Raw genomic sequence first — 15,779 nt, forward strand, 5'->3', positions numbered from 1 at the left:
TATGCGACATCACAAGTTGCGTTGCCATCGGTGAAACCGTCTGTAACCCCGCGCGTCATGGCCACGGCGGATTCATCTGAGATAGTGGCGCTGGCGGCTTTGACATGAATCATTAAGCCTAAAATGGTGACGTCAAAATTGCGCCCGGTAAATCGTGACATAAATTATGCTCCTAATCGTTTGTTTAACATGATGCCGATAGTGATTTTTACCGGGCATTCATAGGGAGTGACTGCCATTAAGATCTGCACTTCATCACTGCTTGTCCAGGTAATAGAAATATCATCACCTAAGGGCGGTTTAATTTCGCCGGGGAACTCGTAATCACCGATTTTTGTAGTGATCGCCATGGCGCGCAAATCCTGAGTAAAATAGAGTTTTGCGGCGGCCATAGAGCCCGGTGTGGAATTTAGTTCGCGATCGGCAATACGGGCAATGGCACGAATGCGGACTTTGCGGGCAGCTTTCATGGCAACGCGGATATGGCGAATGTCCTGAAAGTCACCACCGGGCACATCCAGCGTGCGGCCGGTTGTCCAGTATTGCCCCGGATAGTCCGGATATGACATAGGCACGGAATAGCGCGCGGCTTCTAATGCTTTGAGGTTTGCCATACTTAAGGCGGCGCCCGCTGAATCAACGGCTAAATCAGTGCTACCGATAACACCGCCTGTTTTAACGCGCGCGGGTGAATCTGCGATAGAGACTTCCTGATTAGCCAGGCGTCCGGCATAAATACCGATTGATGAATTAGTAAGGTGGACTTGTGGCACAACAGTAATGTACTCACTGGCAACAGTGTCCTGCAGGGCAACGGTTGTGGCTAACCATTCGGCCCATGTTTCGCCGGTACCTTCGGTCGGGTCAATAGCGGGCGTGGTGCAGATGGCAAAGACTTCTCGGCCGAGTTTGCTTTTTAAGGATGTGCGCAGGGCGATAGCATCTTCAAAGGTGGTTTTATCAACGGCAGGAAAGTTTAAAACAAAGGCTTCAAAACTTGCAGTTTCATTGGCGAGTTCAACCATCTCCTGCCAACTGTCCCCCTCATCGATAATCATCACCCCTGCAGTCCAGCTTGATTTACCATTTAGCTGCGCGGCTTTCATTGTTAGCAGCAATGCCGGATCGGCATCGGCCAGCACTTCATCTAAATCTGTGGTGGCATCGACCATGATTAAATTTCGGGTTGTGCCAACGACTGTGCCGTATCCGACATACAGAAAGTTGAATTCAACGCCCGGTATTAAGCCGTTCATCATGTTTAATATTTTAATAATGACTAATGGAAAGGCCATGGTTTCTAACTCCTAGTTGCTGCGTAAGTTTTGCATTTCACGTTTAATAATCATCGCCACACGTTTCTGACTGATACCTATTAAGCGCCGTTTGGGTCGGTTGATATCCCACTTTCTAGCGGGGGTTTTGTTTTCTAGCTCACTGGTTTTCTTTGCTACTTCGCCAACTGTCATGTTGTCGGTTATAAATTTAATGGTCGGCTTTCTGCCGCGCCTTTGTCTTCCCTGAGCCGGTAGTCTGAATCCAGCGGCACGCAATTCTTTGGCCTGTTCGCGGGTTGCCGGATCGGTCTTTTTTGGCTCGCGGTTCTTTTTGGTCTGTTTAAAACGTTTATTAAATCCGCTTTGCTCCTTTTTCCCCTCTTGATGTGCCAGAGCAATGGCACCGCGACGGGTTGGCCAGCCAACATATAACGTCCTATTGCTGTCGCGCTGGTAATGTTTCAGCTTTTTTGTAAAGCCCCGTAACATTTTTTTATTGCCTTTTTTGCGCCCCGGCCATGCTTTACCCTCTGGATCGCGATTGGCGCGGATATTCTTTTTCGTTTTCTTGGTTATGTACTGACCGAGTTTTTTTAATATTTTCTGCCGTTTTGGTTTATCCAATCCGATCAGTTCCAGCTGTTCACGCAGACGTAAATAACTGCGCCTGTCTGCGCGGACTTCGATCATGCTTTTTCAATGCTCAACTGAAAGGCGGTGGCGACATCGATGTCATATTCTGCAATAGTCCAGCGCTTGTTCTTCCAGAAAATAGGCCCGTCCACTAATTCAACGATTTTCACCGGCTCTTCAAATTCGATGGTGATTAATACTTCGGCGTTAACTTCGTCCTCAATGACCACCTCGATTTCCGGATCGCCCAGTTCGTTAAAATCATCCCTGTCGATATCGTTATCGAGTAACCAGGCGCCAACATTTGCAAATAACACTGCGGGGTCATATTCGCGGTGCGGGAATTTATCAAAGAGAAATTCGGCAATATAACGCTGGTTCATTAAATCAAAACCGTTGCCCATGTTTTTAGGTGTCAGGCTTAGCGATATATTGCTCATTTCACAATCCATGCGCCCCGCTATCTTTCCGCCTACCACCGCTTTGACAAAAGCTTTTAAATTGCGCAGCTTATAGCCGGACTGATATTGCGTGCTCATAAAAGGGTTACCGTTGAACGATTCATGCCGCAGAGGTTGCGGATAATGCGTTCACTTTCTGCTAAAAATTCGTTTTTTACTTCTTCACTGCGGTCGGCTAAGTGATCGCCCTCTTTACGCTGGTGAAGTGTTGCAACATCTGGCAGTAAATCTGCTTTTGCGCGGGCGAAAACTGCAGACTCGTACTGAATAACAATGCGGTTTTTACCAAGGATTGACGGGCTGGCTGGCACATCGGCTGCGCTGGCATATTCTTCCAATTTATAATCAGCTTTCAAGCTTTCAAGCTGCTTATTAACTTCGGCCATGGCATTAACCAAGGCAATGGCAATACGCTCAGAATCCTGCGCGGCAGGTAGACCGCGACGCTTTTCAAAGTCACCGGCGTTAATGTCCGGCCAAAAGCCATCATTGGTGATCTCTGTGGTTTGATAATCTGCGCCTGAACTACCGGTAAACATTGTCGTTTCCTTTTTTTAGCGCTGGTTCGTTTGCTGTCTCTCTTATTTTGTTTAATTGATGGATGCGACCGGCAATATAAATAAACACCATAAACGCGGTAAACCAATAAGAATAAAGGACAAGTGCACCAACAAAACCGCCGAGTAAAAAATCCTGAATTTTATAGATGATATTAATAGTTTGCCTCTCTTTCTCAGCGGCTTCTTTAGTTGTCGCGGGATAAAATAGCGTTAGTCCAAAAATACCAAGTAGCCATGAACTAGCCATCACCATGTTCATAATATTTTCATTCATTCCGAAAAACTCAACCGAATAAATACTGGCAATCCCTAATAATAAAAACACGATAACTTTCATGACAATCCTTTTAATGGGTGCGCCTCTGGCCACTTTTGATAAATGCAACTTAGCGATCAAATCACCGATTGATTTTCAAAAGCCGAGGCGCGACGGCAGGGAGCTATTGCGGCATTAACTTAAAGGTTAGTGCCATCTTTTAATGCCCGAATGCGCATATCTATTTTTTCAATCTGCGATTTAACCTGTGCTTTGGCGCTTTGGTTTCCGGCTTCAATTAATAAGCCCCGTGCAGTTTCTAATATTTCAATATCACCGACAGAACTTGCCAGCGGTTTACCGTCTTCATCACGCAATAACATTAATCCGGCGAACTTGTACCACTTGGCTGTTAAAGCTTCGTTGATGCGCCATTCTTCACGCACTTTTTTAAATGTATGGCTGAAAAACGGCTCGATTGAATGACCTTGTGCGGCCATTTTTTCACACCATTTTAAAACTTCATCGGCGCAGAATGTGGCAAAGTCACGTTTGAAACGGGATGGGGTATCGAGTTCGCGCTCGATTGCTTTGTTGCACCAATCAATGGCGGTTTCTAAATCGTCAATATCAAAGAGCCAGACAATCATGATCGCAAAAAGCGGATTATCAAAACGTTCACCGCTTTCTAAATACTCTTCAACGGCGCGTTTATATTTTGGCACTAGCACATCGCGCTTGTGTTCCACTTTATCTTCAATGCGATTAAAGCCCTTTAAGACTTTTTCATCATTGGCCAGTTCGACTAACAACAGGTGCAAACTTTTAGGCTCGGCGCCGGATGGTTGATGAATCTCAGACTTACCGGATTGTTTATTTAATAGTGCGTCACGCTGCTTACGTAGTGGACTGGCCATGATGATTCCTTTTTAAAAAGCAGCTGTCTTAAACAGCTGCTTTTGTTTTTCAGTAAAGTTAAGCGATTGTCACAGTTTCAATGGCGGCGAATTTATTAAAATCACCGACGGCATAACCCTCTGCGCGTAAAAAGCTGTTTTCAACCTGCTTACGGTCTTCGCTATTCGCGACCTTGCGCCATTGAGTGCCTTTCTGCTGTAAAATCTGCAGCGTTTTAAGGGTTGTTACCCAGACAGCCGTTGGCGGGAAAAATGGCGGTGTATATGCTGTTTTTCCGGCAATGGTTTTAGCCAGTGTTTGCGCGGCTTTATGCTCAGTGGGTGTGCTGGCAGCTTCAAGCAAACGATGCTGTTCTGCAGCTACTAAATCACCACCAACTAGAACAACGAGATCTGGACTTTGGCGGTGCGCTTCGTGAATGGTGGTGTTGACTAAATCCTGTACCAGAGAATCAAGGTTTTTATAGGAATCAACCACTGTGCCGGTTGGATCTAAATCAGCAGCAGCTAAAACTTGTGCCGCTGCTTTATCTTTAACAACCTGCAACCAGCCTTTGTTGATATCTTCGCCTAATGGGTTGGCAACGGGATCTGTAACGGTGGCCGCTGATGTACCATTGAAACCGACGCGCAGCATATCGAGGGCAAAACTGCGGGTAATAGCGGCGTTCATTAGTTTAATAAATTCACCGGCACTACCTGAGTTTGCCCACTGGGTTAAGGTGCCCCACTTGATAACGCCGCAGCTGTCTGTCTCTACCAGCGAATAAGTATTGCCGTCATTGCTAAGCTCGGCACGAAAACGTGTGCCGTCTCCGCGACCTGTTAGCAGTTTACCCACACCTACATCGACCACTTGACCTGCAATCTGGTCAACGGCTAGCACTGAAATCATGCTTAAAAATGCATCGGAAAAAGTAATTGCCTGACGCAGTTTTGTTTCAATCGGCGGCGCAATAGCAAACTGCGCGTTGGTGTTTTCAGCGTCGGACGCTGTGGCTACAGCCATGCGATATTGTGCTAGGAATTTCGTTGCGGTACGGTTCATTTAAAATGCCTCCACTTTAGTTTCGCCTGAACCATCTTCATCCGGACGTTGTCCTGGTACTTCTTTTGATAGCTCGTTGAATTTAGTTTCTAAGCCGTTTACTTTTTCAGTTAGCGGTTTTAGTTGTTTTGTTAGCTCGGTACTGAATTGCTCGGCGGAGAATTGCGCGGGCGCTTCGGGTACTTCAACCGGATCAGCAATTACCGGCTTGATAGCAAATTCTGCTACCTTACTTTCCAGTTCCGTTTGCTTTGTTTCGATGCCGTCAAGTTTGCTTAAAACTTGGGCAAATTGTTTTTGGTCCATGGGTTCTTCCTGTGTTTGTGGGGCTGATGGGATTTCCCCCTCAGTTTCAAAAAAATGTGCAATAGTGGAAAATGCTTTGGCAAGCGGGTTTGATGCCCGGCACTCTGAAAAGTCAATTTCTTCGAGTTGGCTGACATCAAGATCGCTTGCTTCACCATTGCTTCTTGAAAATGTTAAGCGGGTTGTGCCTGAACTTGCGGGGGAATCTGTCACGGCGAGGCCCATTAAATAACAGCTGCCCTTTCCCTTGTAATCAGGCTCTGGCTCGATAGAGGTAAAGAGTTTTTGTCCATCTTTATTAGCTGCTAATAAATACGCATTAGGGGTTATTTTTGCTAGCAGGCGTAATTTCCCGCCGCTTTTTTCGGCTTTTAGCTCTTCAACACTTCCCCAGTTATTACCTTCTGATTTACTCCAATTTGAGCGCTGATGCTCAGGCCAGATTAAGGCGGTATATTCTTCGGGGGAATAGGCGGTTGCCATGTCTTTAATCCATGCTGAACTAATGGCGCGACCATCTACTGTGGCCCCTTCCGTCGCTACTATTTTCCAATCACTGGTTTTATTTGCCATTACATCTGTTTACCTTTTCTTTTTTATTCATGGAAACTAATGTCAGTCAATTTCTTCTGAGAGCTAAAGAGTACGCCGCTTATTTTTCGGATTCACCTTGTTAAATTCCGCTGAATTCCGATCTTGCCCTTTTCGGAATCATTAGGAATTTCAGTCGGTTAATTGGCTTTTTGTCGGGGGTATGATGTTTTTACATTCACTGATAAAGAGCATCGATGGCCTATTCACCGGAAATAAAACAAGCAGCGCGGGCGCTATATTTAAAAGCCTGGACACCAAAAGAGGTGGCCGTTGAATTGGGGCTGGGTAATGAGCGGATTGTTTATTATTGGGCTGACCGACACGGCTGGCGGGATATGCTGCGCGAGCATACGGTGGACGAAGCTATTTCAACGCGGATTCAGGCACTGCTTGAAATCCCAGAGCCAAGCAAAGGGCAATTGGATTTATTAGACAGGTTAATAAAGCATCATGTGAATTTGAAAAAAATACGGGTTAATGATGAAAAACCGGCGCGTCACAATGAAGCTTCCCAGCACAAGAACAGCAGCCGCTCGAGCAACAAGCCTAGTGGTAATAAAAAAGAAAAGAAGAAAGGCAAAAACAATACCGATCATTTAACAGCTGAGGACTTTAAGACCTGGCATGATTCGCTGTTTAAATATCAGCTTAAGATGCGCAACAATCTAAAACAACGCATTCGTAATATTTTAAAATCGCGGCAGATTGGCGCAACCTATTACTTTGCCGGCGAAGCCCTAGAGGATGCAATTTTAACCGGTGACAATCAGATATTTTTGTCTGCATCACGCGCCCAGGCGGAGGTATTCCGCTCTTATATCATTGCCATCGGTAAAGAGTTTTTAGATATTGAGTTGACCGGTAACCCTATTATTTTAGCCAACGGCGCTGAACTGCGTTTTTTATCAACTAACAGTAAAACGGCACAGTCTTACCATGGCCATGTTTATGTTGATGAATACTTTTGGATCCCCGGCTTTGAGATTTTAAACAAACTGGCCTCGGCCATGGCAACCCATACTAAATGGCGCAAAACCTATTTCTCAACACCATCGAGCAAATCCCATCAAGCCTATCCGTTCTGGACGGGTGACGGCTGGAAAAAAGGCAAAGACAGCCGCGCTAATATTGATTTCCCTACCTTTAAAGAGATGCAAAACGGGGTGCTTTGCCCAGATCGGCAATGGCGCTATATAGTCACCATTGAAGATGCAGCGACGGGCGGCTGTGATCTGTTTGATATTGATGAACTGCGTGATGAATACAGCGATGCGGATTTTAAAAATCTGTTTATGTGTATTTTTGTGGATGGTGCCAGTTCGGTCTTTTCCTTTAATCATCTTGAACGCTGCATGGCTGATGCTGCACATTGGCAGGATTTTAAACCTGTCGAGAAACATCCATTCGGCCGCCGTGAAGTTTGGCTGGGTTATGATCCATCACGAACGCGTGACAATGCGTGTTTAGTTGTGATCGCCCCGCCTATTACTACAGATGAAAAGGCTGCGCCTGAAAAGTTTCGCGTATTAGAAAAGCATTATTGGAAAGGGCTTAATTTTCAATATCAAGTTGCGCAAATTGTGAAAGTATTCGAGCGCTATAATGTCAGCTATTTGGGCGTTGATACCACGGGTATTGGGGCTGGTGTTTGGGATTTAATCAATAAAAAATATCCGCGTGAAGCCCATGCTATACATTACAGCAATGACAGCAAAAACCGCTTAGTAATGAAAATGATAGACGTCATTGAGGGCAACCGCCTGCAGTACGATGCCGAACATAAAGATATATCGATGGCGTTTATGGCGATAAAACGCGCCAGTACAAATTCAGGCAATGCCATGACTTTTAAAGCTGAGCGCAGTGAATTAACCGGGCACGCAGACGCATTTTGGGCAATATCTCATGCGCTGATTAATGAGCCGCTCGATTATACCAATAAACCGAAATCAACATGGAAGACGGCAGCATGAAAAAGAAACAGTTTATAAATAAAGAAGCGCCAAGCGATGACAATGAAAGTGTGATGTTTAGTTTCGGCGGGCCGGAAATGATGACAGGGGGATTTGATAACTATGATTACAGCGAGCTTTTTTATAATGATGCCGATGATTACTGGGAGCCGCCACTGGACAGAGGCGGATTAAATAAGTTAACCAGGGCAAATGCTTATCATGGTTCGATTTTAAAAGCGCGGCGCTTAATGATGGCCGGACGTTATGAAGGTGGAGGCATGGAGGATCATCATATTCATGCGGGCATTTCTGATTTTTTAGAGTTCGGTGATGTGGCCCTGGTTAAAATCCGCGACTATTTTGGCCGGGTTATTGCGCTTCACCCTTTGCCTGCGATGCATACCCGCAAAGATAAAAAAGGTAACTTCTGGCTGCTTGGCCGTGATAACAAAAAACAGGAATATAAAAAAAAGGACATCACTTTTGTGGCGCAATATGACCCGGCACAACAGGTTTATGGCGCCCCGGATTATCTTGGCTGCGTGCAATCCGCCCTGCTTAGTACCGATGCCACTACTTTCCGCCGTCGTTATTATAAAAACGGCCTGCACATGGGCTTTATTTTTTACGCAACGGATCCTAATTTAAGCAAAGATGACGAGGACGACTTAAAAACTAAGATGTCATCTAGCCGCGGCGTGGGTAATTTTCGCAGTATGTTTGTGAATATTCCCAACGGTAAAGAAAAAGGGATTCAATTAATTCCGGTTGGCGATATTGCTACCAAAGACGAATTTGAAAAAATTAAAAATATTACCGCCCAAGAGGTTTTAACCGGTCACAGATTCCCCGCAGAGTTGGCAGCGATTATCCCTAGTGGTGGTGTTCGTGGTGACCCGATCAAATTTAATACGGTTTACAGTCAAAATGAAGTAATACCCGCGTGCAGATTATTTATGAAAGCGGTCAACCGCGACCCGGAAATCCCTAAAAACTTACATTTAAAGTTTAATTTAGAGGTTGAAAGCGCTTAGGTAACTGGCTAATAACAATCAGATAAAATGAAATTCCTGTTTAGGGCTAAAACTCCCTGCAGGCATTGTAATTGCTGCGCTTTGTGATCCTTTTAATGATCCTTATTTTTACTAAAGATCTTTTAAAAACCCCACGGAAAACAAAACGTTCTATATTTTTCAATTAGTTACAATTAAAGCCGCTCTATTTTAGCCGGCTATTATTGCAAAACACTGAAAACTTTTTCAATTTATGAAATTTTACACAGGGCAATATAAGCGATTTTAAGCGATCCTTTTATTATTGAGGCCCCGCATTACATAAGGGCTTAAACGCTGTTCAGTATTATTTACGGCCCCTATTTTTTCATGAATTCAAAACTGAAGAAAAAACGCATCAAAAACGGCTCAGGCGGGTAGGAGGAGTGCGTTTTCCGTGGCGTAGAGTCTCCTTTCCGTGGGGTGTGTACCATTCGGTGGTTGTGTGCGTAGCTGTGCGACTGGTTGGAGAAATAGCTGAGTGTAGACACTTGAAATACTGATTAACATCAGATAGTTAACCAGCTAAATGCTGTGCATAAAAACAGCATTTAACATATAATGGGCGGGTCAGTCAGTGAGGTGTTATATGAGAATTCTTTGTCCGGAATGTGGTGGAAAAAGCTGCATTCAAAAATCCAATAGAATATCGCTTGGATATTCAGATTTATATTGCAGTTGTGGCAACCCGGAATGCGGCCATTCGTTTGTTATGAACCTATCGTTCAGCCATACATTAAGCCCATCCGCTAAAACTTCTTCGCAGTTAGCATTTGAGTTATTAAAAACATTAGGACCCAGCCAGCAGAAAGAACTTAAAGCTCAGCTTTCTTTGTTGAAATAATTAATTTAAAAATAGTGTTTCTAAAACCGCTTAAAACTACCCTAGCGGTTTTTGTTATGCCTACACATCAGTATTAATTATATTTATAGAAAACTTAATATTATATTGGGTGCCTGTATAGCCCTTTTCTTCGCGAAGCAAAATGAATATTTTATATTCTATAGTTGGCCTGCATTATTTGGGATTGTTGTTCACCTCGTTTATTATTGGATGTATTTTAAACAACAATCGTAAAGTGATTTACTATTTTAACATGTCCTCAGGTAGTTGGTTTCGTAGTAGTTTATTTACAATCATTTGGCTATATTCTGGAGTGGGATGACCGTAGTCAAAAGTAACTAGGTTGTTGTTATCAATTTTAAACTTACAAGCAACTTCACTTCCAATTTCTTGGCAAAAACTACCAACAACATCAATGAATACTATTTTTTTACTATTAGGAATAGCTATCTTTAAGGCTTCATTTGTTTTTAATATACTGTCGTCCAATGATGATGAAATTAAAAAATCACCTACTTTTCTATTTTTCTTCGACAAAATAGACGGTAAGCTAGGAAGCCACTGAGGTACAGGTCCAATTATAACTACTTTTTCAATCCCCCAATCCACCAATTTATTAACAACGTTCAAGAGGGAAGACCTATCATGCAAATTTCTTTGGGCTAAGATTACTATTCTAGGATTAATATCTCGAATTGCCTTATATGAGAGTATATTTTGATAATGGCAGCTTAATTCAAACACTCCTTTTGCTGATATTTTTTCTTTAAGATCTTTTTTATCCCATGACGGTCTACAGCCACTACTCGCTAACTGATCGAAAGAAATATCATTTTTAAATATGGCCCTTAAAGCTGTAGAGTATGCGGCTGCATGTGAGTCACCTAATAGGAAAACACTATTGCTCATTTCTGTATTAATACATCGTTGATCAATTTCAGCTTTATTTGTGCTAGTGTTAAACTTTGCTTTAGAGTTACAAGCGGCCCAATATTCACCAAACGTATTTGGGCCATTGAAGCCCTTATAACGTTCCACCCAATCTTTAAGGTCATACTGTGCTGTATATTCTCGAATTGATGTTTGTGCTCCATTACTTATAAATACCCAAGCAGCAAAATTAATAGTAAGCAGATACATTAAGATATTAGCTTTGTTAAAGTTATTTTTTTCTATAAGGTAAAATGAGCAGCAGCCAAGGATGACTGAAAATAATATCCCTAAGATTTGTTTATGTAAGCCAAAGAAAGGATCGAAAAAATAGATAAAACTTAACACAACCCAGTGCCATAAATAAATTGAGTATGACCAAGCTCCTATTTTCTGAATTACTATATTATTTAAGATGGCATTAGACTGATTATTTACCGACAGAATAATTGCAGTTCCTAACGTGGGTAAGAGTGCTAAATACCCAGGCCAAATATCATTTTCAGACATAATGAAAAAGGATGAAAATATTAAAAAACCACCAATTATTGTTGCTAAAGAAGTATGCTTTTCTAAACGTTTAATTGGGTATAAATAGATAATCCCCCCCATAAGCATTTCCCAACTTCGTGTTGGTAGTAAATAATACGATGCATCGGGCCATTTAAAAGAAGCATATAGGCACAGAATGAATGAAATTAAAAATAACCCAAGAATTATTTTTAGAACGATTTTTTCTTTAAAAACTTTAAGTAATCCTATAATCACCAGAGGATAGATGATATAAAATTGCCATTCTGCGGATAATGACCATGTATGTAAAAGCCATTTACTTTTTGAAATTGCATCAAAGTATCCGGCTTCCTGCCAATATCCAATATTTGAAATAAACGTTAAACTTGTAAACACATGCTTACTAATCGTTTGGTAGTCGGCTGGGGCCACAAAAAACCAAGCAAAGATAAGAACAGAAAAACATAATACTGTTAGAGCAGGTATTATACGTTTCGCTCGTGACTTATAAAATGAGTATGCTTGAAAGGTTCCATTTGAAATTCCCGAAAATATGATTTTTGTCATAAGGAATCCAGATATCACAAAAAAAATATCTACTCCGGCAAACCCCCCAGGTATCCAACTTTTGTTAAAATGGTATAAAACGACAGCAATAACTGCAATAGCACGTAATCCATTTATATCTTTACGAAACATCATTTTCATAGGGGTTACTCAACTTCATTATTATTGTTTTTTATTAAATTAGAATCAATACAGAAAAAAACATATGGGTGTTTCCAGATGCTTTTGCTCGAATAATTACAGTTGAATGTAAGATTTATTTACCTAATAATCGTTGTATTTGATTTTTTAACGCTGTGTGATTTAAGCAAAGAAACAAGAAAATATGCCATAGCTTGAATTTTTCCGCGACTATAACATATTGATAAGATATGAGTAACTATGACAACTGGATATCTCAAAACCGTTCTCTCCAACTAAACTAACAACGCAATTAACTACCACTATTCCCAACCAATATCATCATTGCCAGGCGTAACTACCTCTTCGACACGCAGCTGAACGCCTAAATCAGAATGAATTATCGAAGCCCTACGTCCATCACCCGTTAAAATTCGGGCCCCATTCATTACCGGACCTAAAAGAACCGGATCAAGGTCAACCCCTAGCTGTTTAAATTGGTCAACAACTGCCTGTTCAACCGTTGAATTTTTATCCCCCGTACAGTTATTGACAGAACTCCAAGGGCGGAGCTGTCGCTCCTTTTCAAGTTCAAACCCCACGTTATCGGCAAGTTTCTTGGTAATTACCCAGCCTTCAGCGTGTGTAATCATCGTCTTATCAAAAGAGCCAATCCCTTTAAGCTTTTTTACTTCTTCGCCATAGGCATTACCCACGGGCTTATAAACCATGCGGATGGGATGATCTGCACGAGGGCAAAAAATACCGCCCATGGCGTGAACGTACATACTCCAGTTGCCCGAATCAGCAGCAAGACGCGCCACTTCAATCGAGTCGTGTTCTTTTTGTAAATCGAAAAATGAACGAATTTTTGGCTCGTATTTCTCACCGTTTTCCTTAGCTACCGCTTTGGCTTCTTTTACTTCGGCATCTTGCTCTAACCGCCTCAATTCACGCCACACAGAAACAGGTGGCCCCCCTATTTGCTGGAATTGACGAATGCGCCACAGGCTTGACCAACCACAAACCGCCTCGGCTTTTTTATCCGCAGGTGCGCCCGTTTCTTCATCATCAGACATCTTGTATCCATCAATATTTTTCGCTATATATTTAGCGATATAACCCGTTGCACTGCCCTTTTCCGGATCTATCACCTTGTAATCAAAACGGGCACTAATGCGCTTTTCAATATCCGCGATTAATGCAGTTTCCTCCTCTTTACTGTCACCGAACAGGTCGATAGCTTGCTTATCATTTTCATCAAACGAGCGCCCCCATAAGCGGAATTCATCATCATGCGCATTCAATTCTTCGCGATCTTCTTGGGTAAAATAATCAGCTAAAACGTAACGAATCATCTGTTCGTGATCAGGCTGGAAGAAAAACAGTGCATGCCAATGCGGGGTGCCATCATGGTGAGGCTCGCAAACACGAAACCCCATTAAAGGAATATCGAGCCGTTTTAATTTAGCGCGCGCTTTTGCCCATGTAGCAGAGAGGTATTGCTGGGTTTGTTTTGGGCTAAACCCTTGATAATGTTTATTTTCAACAGACCGCCCTTTCTTAGTCACTGTATAGGCATGATATTTAGAAGGTGCTGTCAGCGTAAAGAAGCCACCGATAAGTTTATTTTCTTGAGCGATATCTTCAAAGCCACGCATTCTCACCATCAATTCATGGCGGCGAATAGCAGGGTTAGCAATGGATGTTTTAACGACGTCAAGCATGTTTATCTCTTCGCCCGTTTCCTCATTGCGAGCCACCATTTTTGAAAGCGCTAAAGTACTGGCAAGTTTTCTAGCCCTAAATTCTCGCAGTCCCGCATCACTTAAATAAATTGAAACACCTTTGCGAACACGGCCATTTATAATCTGGCAATGTTCACAAAACTGTCTGTATGCCTGATCGATCTTTCGCTCCCACCAATCATCATCAAGCAATCTGGTCAGTCGAAACCAAGCTAATTCATTATCAACACGCTGAAAATAATCATCATTGCTTTCACCTTCAAGTGGCTCAATCTCCTGTGTCGGTGTTTTCGGTGCAAATCCCCACTGGGCAGCGAACAACTGAACAAGCACTTCTGCTTCAGCAATTGATTTTTTAGCATCGGCGGCATCCTTAAGCGCTTCCACACATTTACCACACCAAATTTGTGCGGTGTTTTTACGCATGCCCTCATGCTTTAAATCAGAAATAGGCACAGGGAATATGGCCACTGCAACCTTGACCATTTTGATGCGTTTACGCAGCCAAATATTTGCGCTTCGGCTCGCTCCTTTCACAAGCACATACTTTTCCCATCGCGCCACATATTGTGAATAGATAGAAATAGCCAACTCTTCAGGCATGCTTTTATGCAGTTCGGTAATTGCCCAACACTTATCTTTTTCCCAAAGTGATGTAGTGCCACAATGGGCACTATCGAGGGCTTTAGTTGGGTAGGCCTTAAAGTTTTTGTATTTGCCTTTAAGGTCTTTTTGGTAGGCGTTGGCTGCTTTGTACTGATTCATTTAAAATCTTGAAGTGAAACCGTGGTGAACTGCTTTGCGGTTTGCTCGATTGATTTAATCGCACGTAGCAGCTTATGACGCTCTAGTTCATCAAATTGGCTAAGTGGTTTATCGACATGGGACTTTTTGAGTTCAGCTGCAAAACAAAACACCCTTCGTTCTGCTTGCTCTAACTTTTCCCAAATCAAACCGCCCTGGCTGTTAGCATTAAAAAGCGCGTATATCTCTGCGCGAGATTCATCAATTGATTTTGTGGTCGATCTAACGGCTACTGCATTCATTCGTAACTTCCTTTGCTTTTAAACTTAAAGAATTTGCCTTAACCCAATAGAGGATGTTTAAGCGCGGCTGACATATTGGGCGTAACCGATTCAATAAACGCTGTGCGCTCATGTTTGGTTAACTGCATGACTAAAATAAACGGGGCTTTTGCGCCAAGCGCAATCACTGTGCTAAACTCTTTTGACATAATTAAATTCTCTCAGAATTAGTTTTGTATTAGTGTTAATCAGAGTTAGAGCTCTGGTTAACACACTCTTCTTATCTCGACCTATTCAACATCCGCCCATAGCCAAATCTTTCGCATCAGCAACCAGTTCGATCAATAAATCTTCCAAGTTCTTTAGCTGCTCAAGCGATTTGGGTTTATCTAAATAAATATGCTCCTTAAAAACCACAGCCGGATTTTCATAATCGGTGTCGGCTGGTTGCACGCGCACATCCAATGTTTTTACGTGTGGCGAATAACGAGTGTGAATATGCAACAGCTCACTATTGAGCACGGCCAATGACATGATCGCGTTGACCATATTGCACACAGAATGCGCATCTTCATTTTTAGTAAGAATGCGCTGCGCTTTATCTGCAAAATGTCTGGCTTTGTTAAGATTCCTTACAATGCTTTCATCTTTACCAGGGGCCATATCGACACCGATTAGCAGTAAGCCCCGTGTGCTTTTGCATGGGGTTGTGAGGGCTAAATTATTCATATTCTTTCTCCTTAATTAACTAAAACCTGGAATAGGTGCGCCGTTGGCGATGAAATCTAATCCCATCGATAAAAATGGCGAGACACCGGACGTTTTGTTTTCTAAATCATTCATCAGCAACACCAGGTTGTTGACGCTTTTATGGGCACGATCTAACAGTTCGTTACGTTTTCTGCGCGGCAAGCGAATTTCACCGCCGTTTTCTAGCGTCAGTCGGGCCAATTCACCGGCGTTGATGCTGTTT

Annotated in this window: 17 protein-coding genes and 1 pseudogene; 3 read left to right on the forward strand and 15 right to left on the reverse strand. The window is 42.7% G+C overall.

Annotated elements, in window-relative coordinates:
• From ACJAT7_RS13325 to ACJAT7_RS13365, 9 genes are all read right to left on the reverse strand, one after another.
• On the reverse strand, positions 1 to 161 hold a 161-nt coding region (locus ACJAT7_RS13325; protein ID WP_415227308.1), incomplete at its 3' end, for a phage protein.
• A gap of 3 nt (positions 162 to 164) precedes the next feature.
• A complete protein-coding gene (locus tag ACJAT7_RS13330) occupies positions 165 to 1,295 on the reverse strand; it encodes a DUF2586 domain-containing protein (RefSeq protein ID WP_415227292.1) in 1,131 nt (376 codons plus the stop codon).
• A gap of 12 nt (positions 1,296 to 1,307) precedes the next feature.
• Positions 1,308 to 1,967, reverse strand: coding sequence for a phage virion morphogenesis protein (locus ACJAT7_RS13335; protein WP_415227293.1), 660 nt, complete (start codon positions 1,965 to 1,967; stop codon positions 1,308 to 1,310).
• Positions 1,964 to 2,449, reverse strand: a complete 486-nt coding sequence (locus tag ACJAT7_RS13340; protein WP_415227294.1) for a phage tail protein — start codon at positions 2,447 to 2,449, stop codon at positions 1,964 to 1,966. Before ACJAT7_RS13340 ends, ACJAT7_RS13335 begins: the two co-directional genes overlap by 4 nt.
• A complete protein-coding gene (locus ACJAT7_RS13345; RefSeq protein WP_415227295.1) occupies positions 2,446 to 2,910 on the reverse strand; it encodes a head completion/stabilization protein in 465 nt (154 codons plus the stop codon). Before ACJAT7_RS13345 ends, ACJAT7_RS13340 begins: the two co-directional genes overlap by 4 nt.
• Positions 2,897 to 3,268, reverse strand: a complete 372-nt coding sequence (locus ACJAT7_RS13350; RefSeq protein ID WP_415227296.1) for a hypothetical protein — start codon at positions 3,266 to 3,268, stop codon at positions 2,897 to 2,899. The genes ACJAT7_RS13345 and ACJAT7_RS13350 overlap by 14 nt, the downstream gene beginning before the upstream one ends.
• Before the next feature lie 119 nt (positions 3,269 to 3,387).
• Entirely contained in the window at positions 3,388 to 4,104 is a 717-nt protein-coding gene (gene gpM / locus ACJAT7_RS13355; RefSeq protein WP_415227297.1) for a phage terminase small subunit, read from the reverse strand.
• Between the two features lie 58 nt (positions 4,105 to 4,162).
• On the reverse strand, positions 4,163 to 5,152 hold the full coding sequence (locus ACJAT7_RS13360; RefSeq protein ID WP_415227298.1) for a phage major capsid protein, P2 family: 990 nt from the start codon (positions 5,150 to 5,152) through the stop codon (positions 4,163 to 4,165).
• Positions 5,153 to 6,031: a GPO family capsid scaffolding protein gene (locus ACJAT7_RS13365; protein ID WP_415227299.1), complete on the reverse strand. Its 879-nt coding sequence runs from the start codon at positions 6,029 to 6,031 to the stop codon at positions 5,153 to 5,155.
• 215 nt (positions 6,032 to 6,246) lie between these two features.
• Here ACJAT7_RS13365 and ACJAT7_RS13370 point away from each other — a divergent pair, with 215 nt between their 5' ends.
• The 3 genes from ACJAT7_RS13370 to ACJAT7_RS13380 all read left to right on the forward strand — a co-directional run bounded on the left by ACJAT7_RS13370 (position 6,247) and on the right by ACJAT7_RS13380 (position 9,903).
• The gene (locus ACJAT7_RS13370; RefSeq protein WP_415227300.1) at positions 6,247 to 8,025 is read left to right on the forward strand and encodes a terminase large subunit domain-containing protein; all 1,779 of its coding nucleotides are present in this window, start codon (positions 6,247 to 6,249) and stop codon (positions 8,023 to 8,025) included.
• Positions 8,022 to 9,041 (forward strand): phage portal protein, encoded by a 1,020-nt coding sequence (locus ACJAT7_RS13375; protein WP_415227301.1) that lies wholly within the window; start codon positions 8,022 to 8,024, stop codon positions 9,039 to 9,041. Before ACJAT7_RS13370 ends, ACJAT7_RS13375 begins: the two co-directional genes overlap by 4 nt.
• Positions 9,042 to 9,648: 607 nt before the next feature.
• Complete coding sequence (locus tag ACJAT7_RS13380) at positions 9,649 to 9,903, forward strand: ogr/Delta-like zinc finger family protein (protein WP_415227302.1); 255 nt, start codon at positions 9,649 to 9,651, stop codon at positions 9,901 to 9,903.
• A gap of 243 nt (positions 9,904 to 10,146) precedes the next feature.
• On the opposite strand, the gene ACJAT7_RS13385 is transcribed toward ACJAT7_RS13380, so the two are convergent.
• The 6 genes and pseudogenes from ACJAT7_RS13385 to ACJAT7_RS13410 form a co-directional block, all read right to left on the reverse strand.
• Positions 10,147 to 12,054 (reverse strand): acyltransferase family protein, encoded by a 1,908-nt coding sequence (locus ACJAT7_RS13385; RefSeq protein WP_415227303.1) that lies wholly within the window; start codon positions 12,052 to 12,054, stop codon positions 10,147 to 10,149.
• A 302-nt stretch (positions 12,055 to 12,356) separates the two neighbouring features.
• Positions 12,357 to 14,546 carry a replication endonuclease gene (locus ACJAT7_RS13390; RefSeq protein ID WP_415227304.1) on the reverse strand — a complete coding sequence of 730 codons (2,190 nt, stop codon included), beginning with the start codon at positions 14,544 to 14,546 and terminating at the stop codon, positions 12,357 to 12,359.
• Positions 14,543 to 14,827: a hypothetical protein gene (locus tag ACJAT7_RS13395; protein WP_415227305.1), complete on the reverse strand. Its 285-nt coding sequence runs from the start codon at positions 14,825 to 14,827 to the stop codon at positions 14,543 to 14,545. The genes ACJAT7_RS13390 and ACJAT7_RS13395 overlap by 4 nt, the downstream gene beginning before the upstream one ends.
• Positions 14,828 to 14,865: 38 nt before the next feature.
• Entirely contained in the window at positions 14,866 to 15,015 is a 150-nt protein-coding gene (locus tag ACJAT7_RS13400) for a hypothetical protein (RefSeq protein WP_415227306.1), read from the reverse strand.
• 85 nt (positions 15,016 to 15,100) lie between these two features.
• On the reverse strand, positions 15,101 to 15,535 hold the full coding sequence (locus tag ACJAT7_RS13405; protein WP_415227307.1) for a hypothetical protein: 435 nt from the start codon (positions 15,533 to 15,535) through the stop codon (positions 15,101 to 15,103).
• A 15-nt stretch (positions 15,536 to 15,550) separates the two neighbouring features.
• Positions 15,551 to 15,779 (reverse strand): annotated as a pseudogene (locus ACJAT7_RS13410) (transcriptional regulator); the annotation flags it as partial.

Origin of the sequence: Psychromonas sp., assembly GCF_047632995.1 — a bacterium.
GTDB lineage: Bacteria > Pseudomonadota > Gammaproteobacteria > Enterobacterales > Psychromonadaceae > Psychromonas.

Coding starts and splice junctions, on each gene's coding strand:
- ACJAT7_RS13340 (WP_415227294.1), bottom strand. CDS start 2,449: ATGAGCACGCAATATCAGTCCGGCTATAAGCTGCGCAATTTAAAAGCT.
- ACJAT7_RS13365 (WP_415227299.1), bottom strand. CDS start 6,031: ATGGCAAATAAAACCAGTGATTGGAAAATAGTAGCGACGGAAGGGGCC.
- ACJAT7_RS13370 (WP_415227300.1), top strand. CDS start 6,247: ATGGCCTATTCACCGGAAATAAAACAAGCAGCGCGGGCGCTATATTTA.
- ACJAT7_RS13385 (WP_415227303.1), bottom strand. CDS start 12,054: ATGAAAATGATGTTTCGTAAAGATATAAATGGATTACGTGCTATTGCA.
- ACJAT7_RS13330 (WP_415227292.1), bottom strand. CDS start 1,295: ATGGCCTTTCCATTAGTCATTATTAAAATATTAAACATGATGAACGGC.
- ACJAT7_RS13395 (WP_415227305.1), bottom strand. CDS start 14,827: ATGAATGCAGTAGCCGTTAGATCGACCACAAAATCAATTGATGAATCT.
- ACJAT7_RS13380 (WP_415227302.1), top strand. CDS start 9,649: ATGAGAATTCTTTGTCCGGAATGTGGTGGAAAAAGCTGCATTCAAAAA.
- ACJAT7_RS13405 (WP_415227307.1), bottom strand. CDS start 15,535: ATGAATAATTTAGCCCTCACAACCCCATGCAAAAGCACACGGGGCTTA.
- gpM (WP_415227297.1), bottom strand. CDS start 4,104: ATGGCCAGTCCACTACGTAAGCAGCGTGACGCACTATTAAATAAACAA.
- ACJAT7_RS13335 (WP_415227293.1), bottom strand. CDS start 1,967: ATGATCGAAGTCCGCGCAGACAGGCGCAGTTATTTACGTCTGCGTGAA.
- ACJAT7_RS13400 (WP_415227306.1), bottom strand. CDS start 15,015: ATGTCAAAAGAGTTTAGCACAGTGATTGCGCTTGGCGCAAAAGCCCCG.
- ACJAT7_RS13375 (WP_415227301.1), top strand. CDS start 8,022: ATGAAAAAGAAACAGTTTATAAATAAAGAAGCGCCAAGCGATGACAAT.
- ACJAT7_RS13360 (WP_415227298.1), bottom strand. CDS start 5,152: ATGAACCGTACCGCAACGAAATTCCTAGCACAATATCGCATGGCTGTA.
- ACJAT7_RS13390 (WP_415227304.1), bottom strand. CDS start 14,546: ATGAATCAGTACAAAGCAGCCAACGCCTACCAAAAAGACCTTAAAGGC.
- ACJAT7_RS13350 (WP_415227296.1), bottom strand. CDS start 3,268: ATGAAAGTTATCGTGTTTTTATTATTAGGGATTGCCAGTATTTATTCG.
- ACJAT7_RS13345 (WP_415227295.1), bottom strand. CDS start 2,910: ATGTTTACCGGTAGTTCAGGCGCAGATTATCAAACCACAGAGATCACC.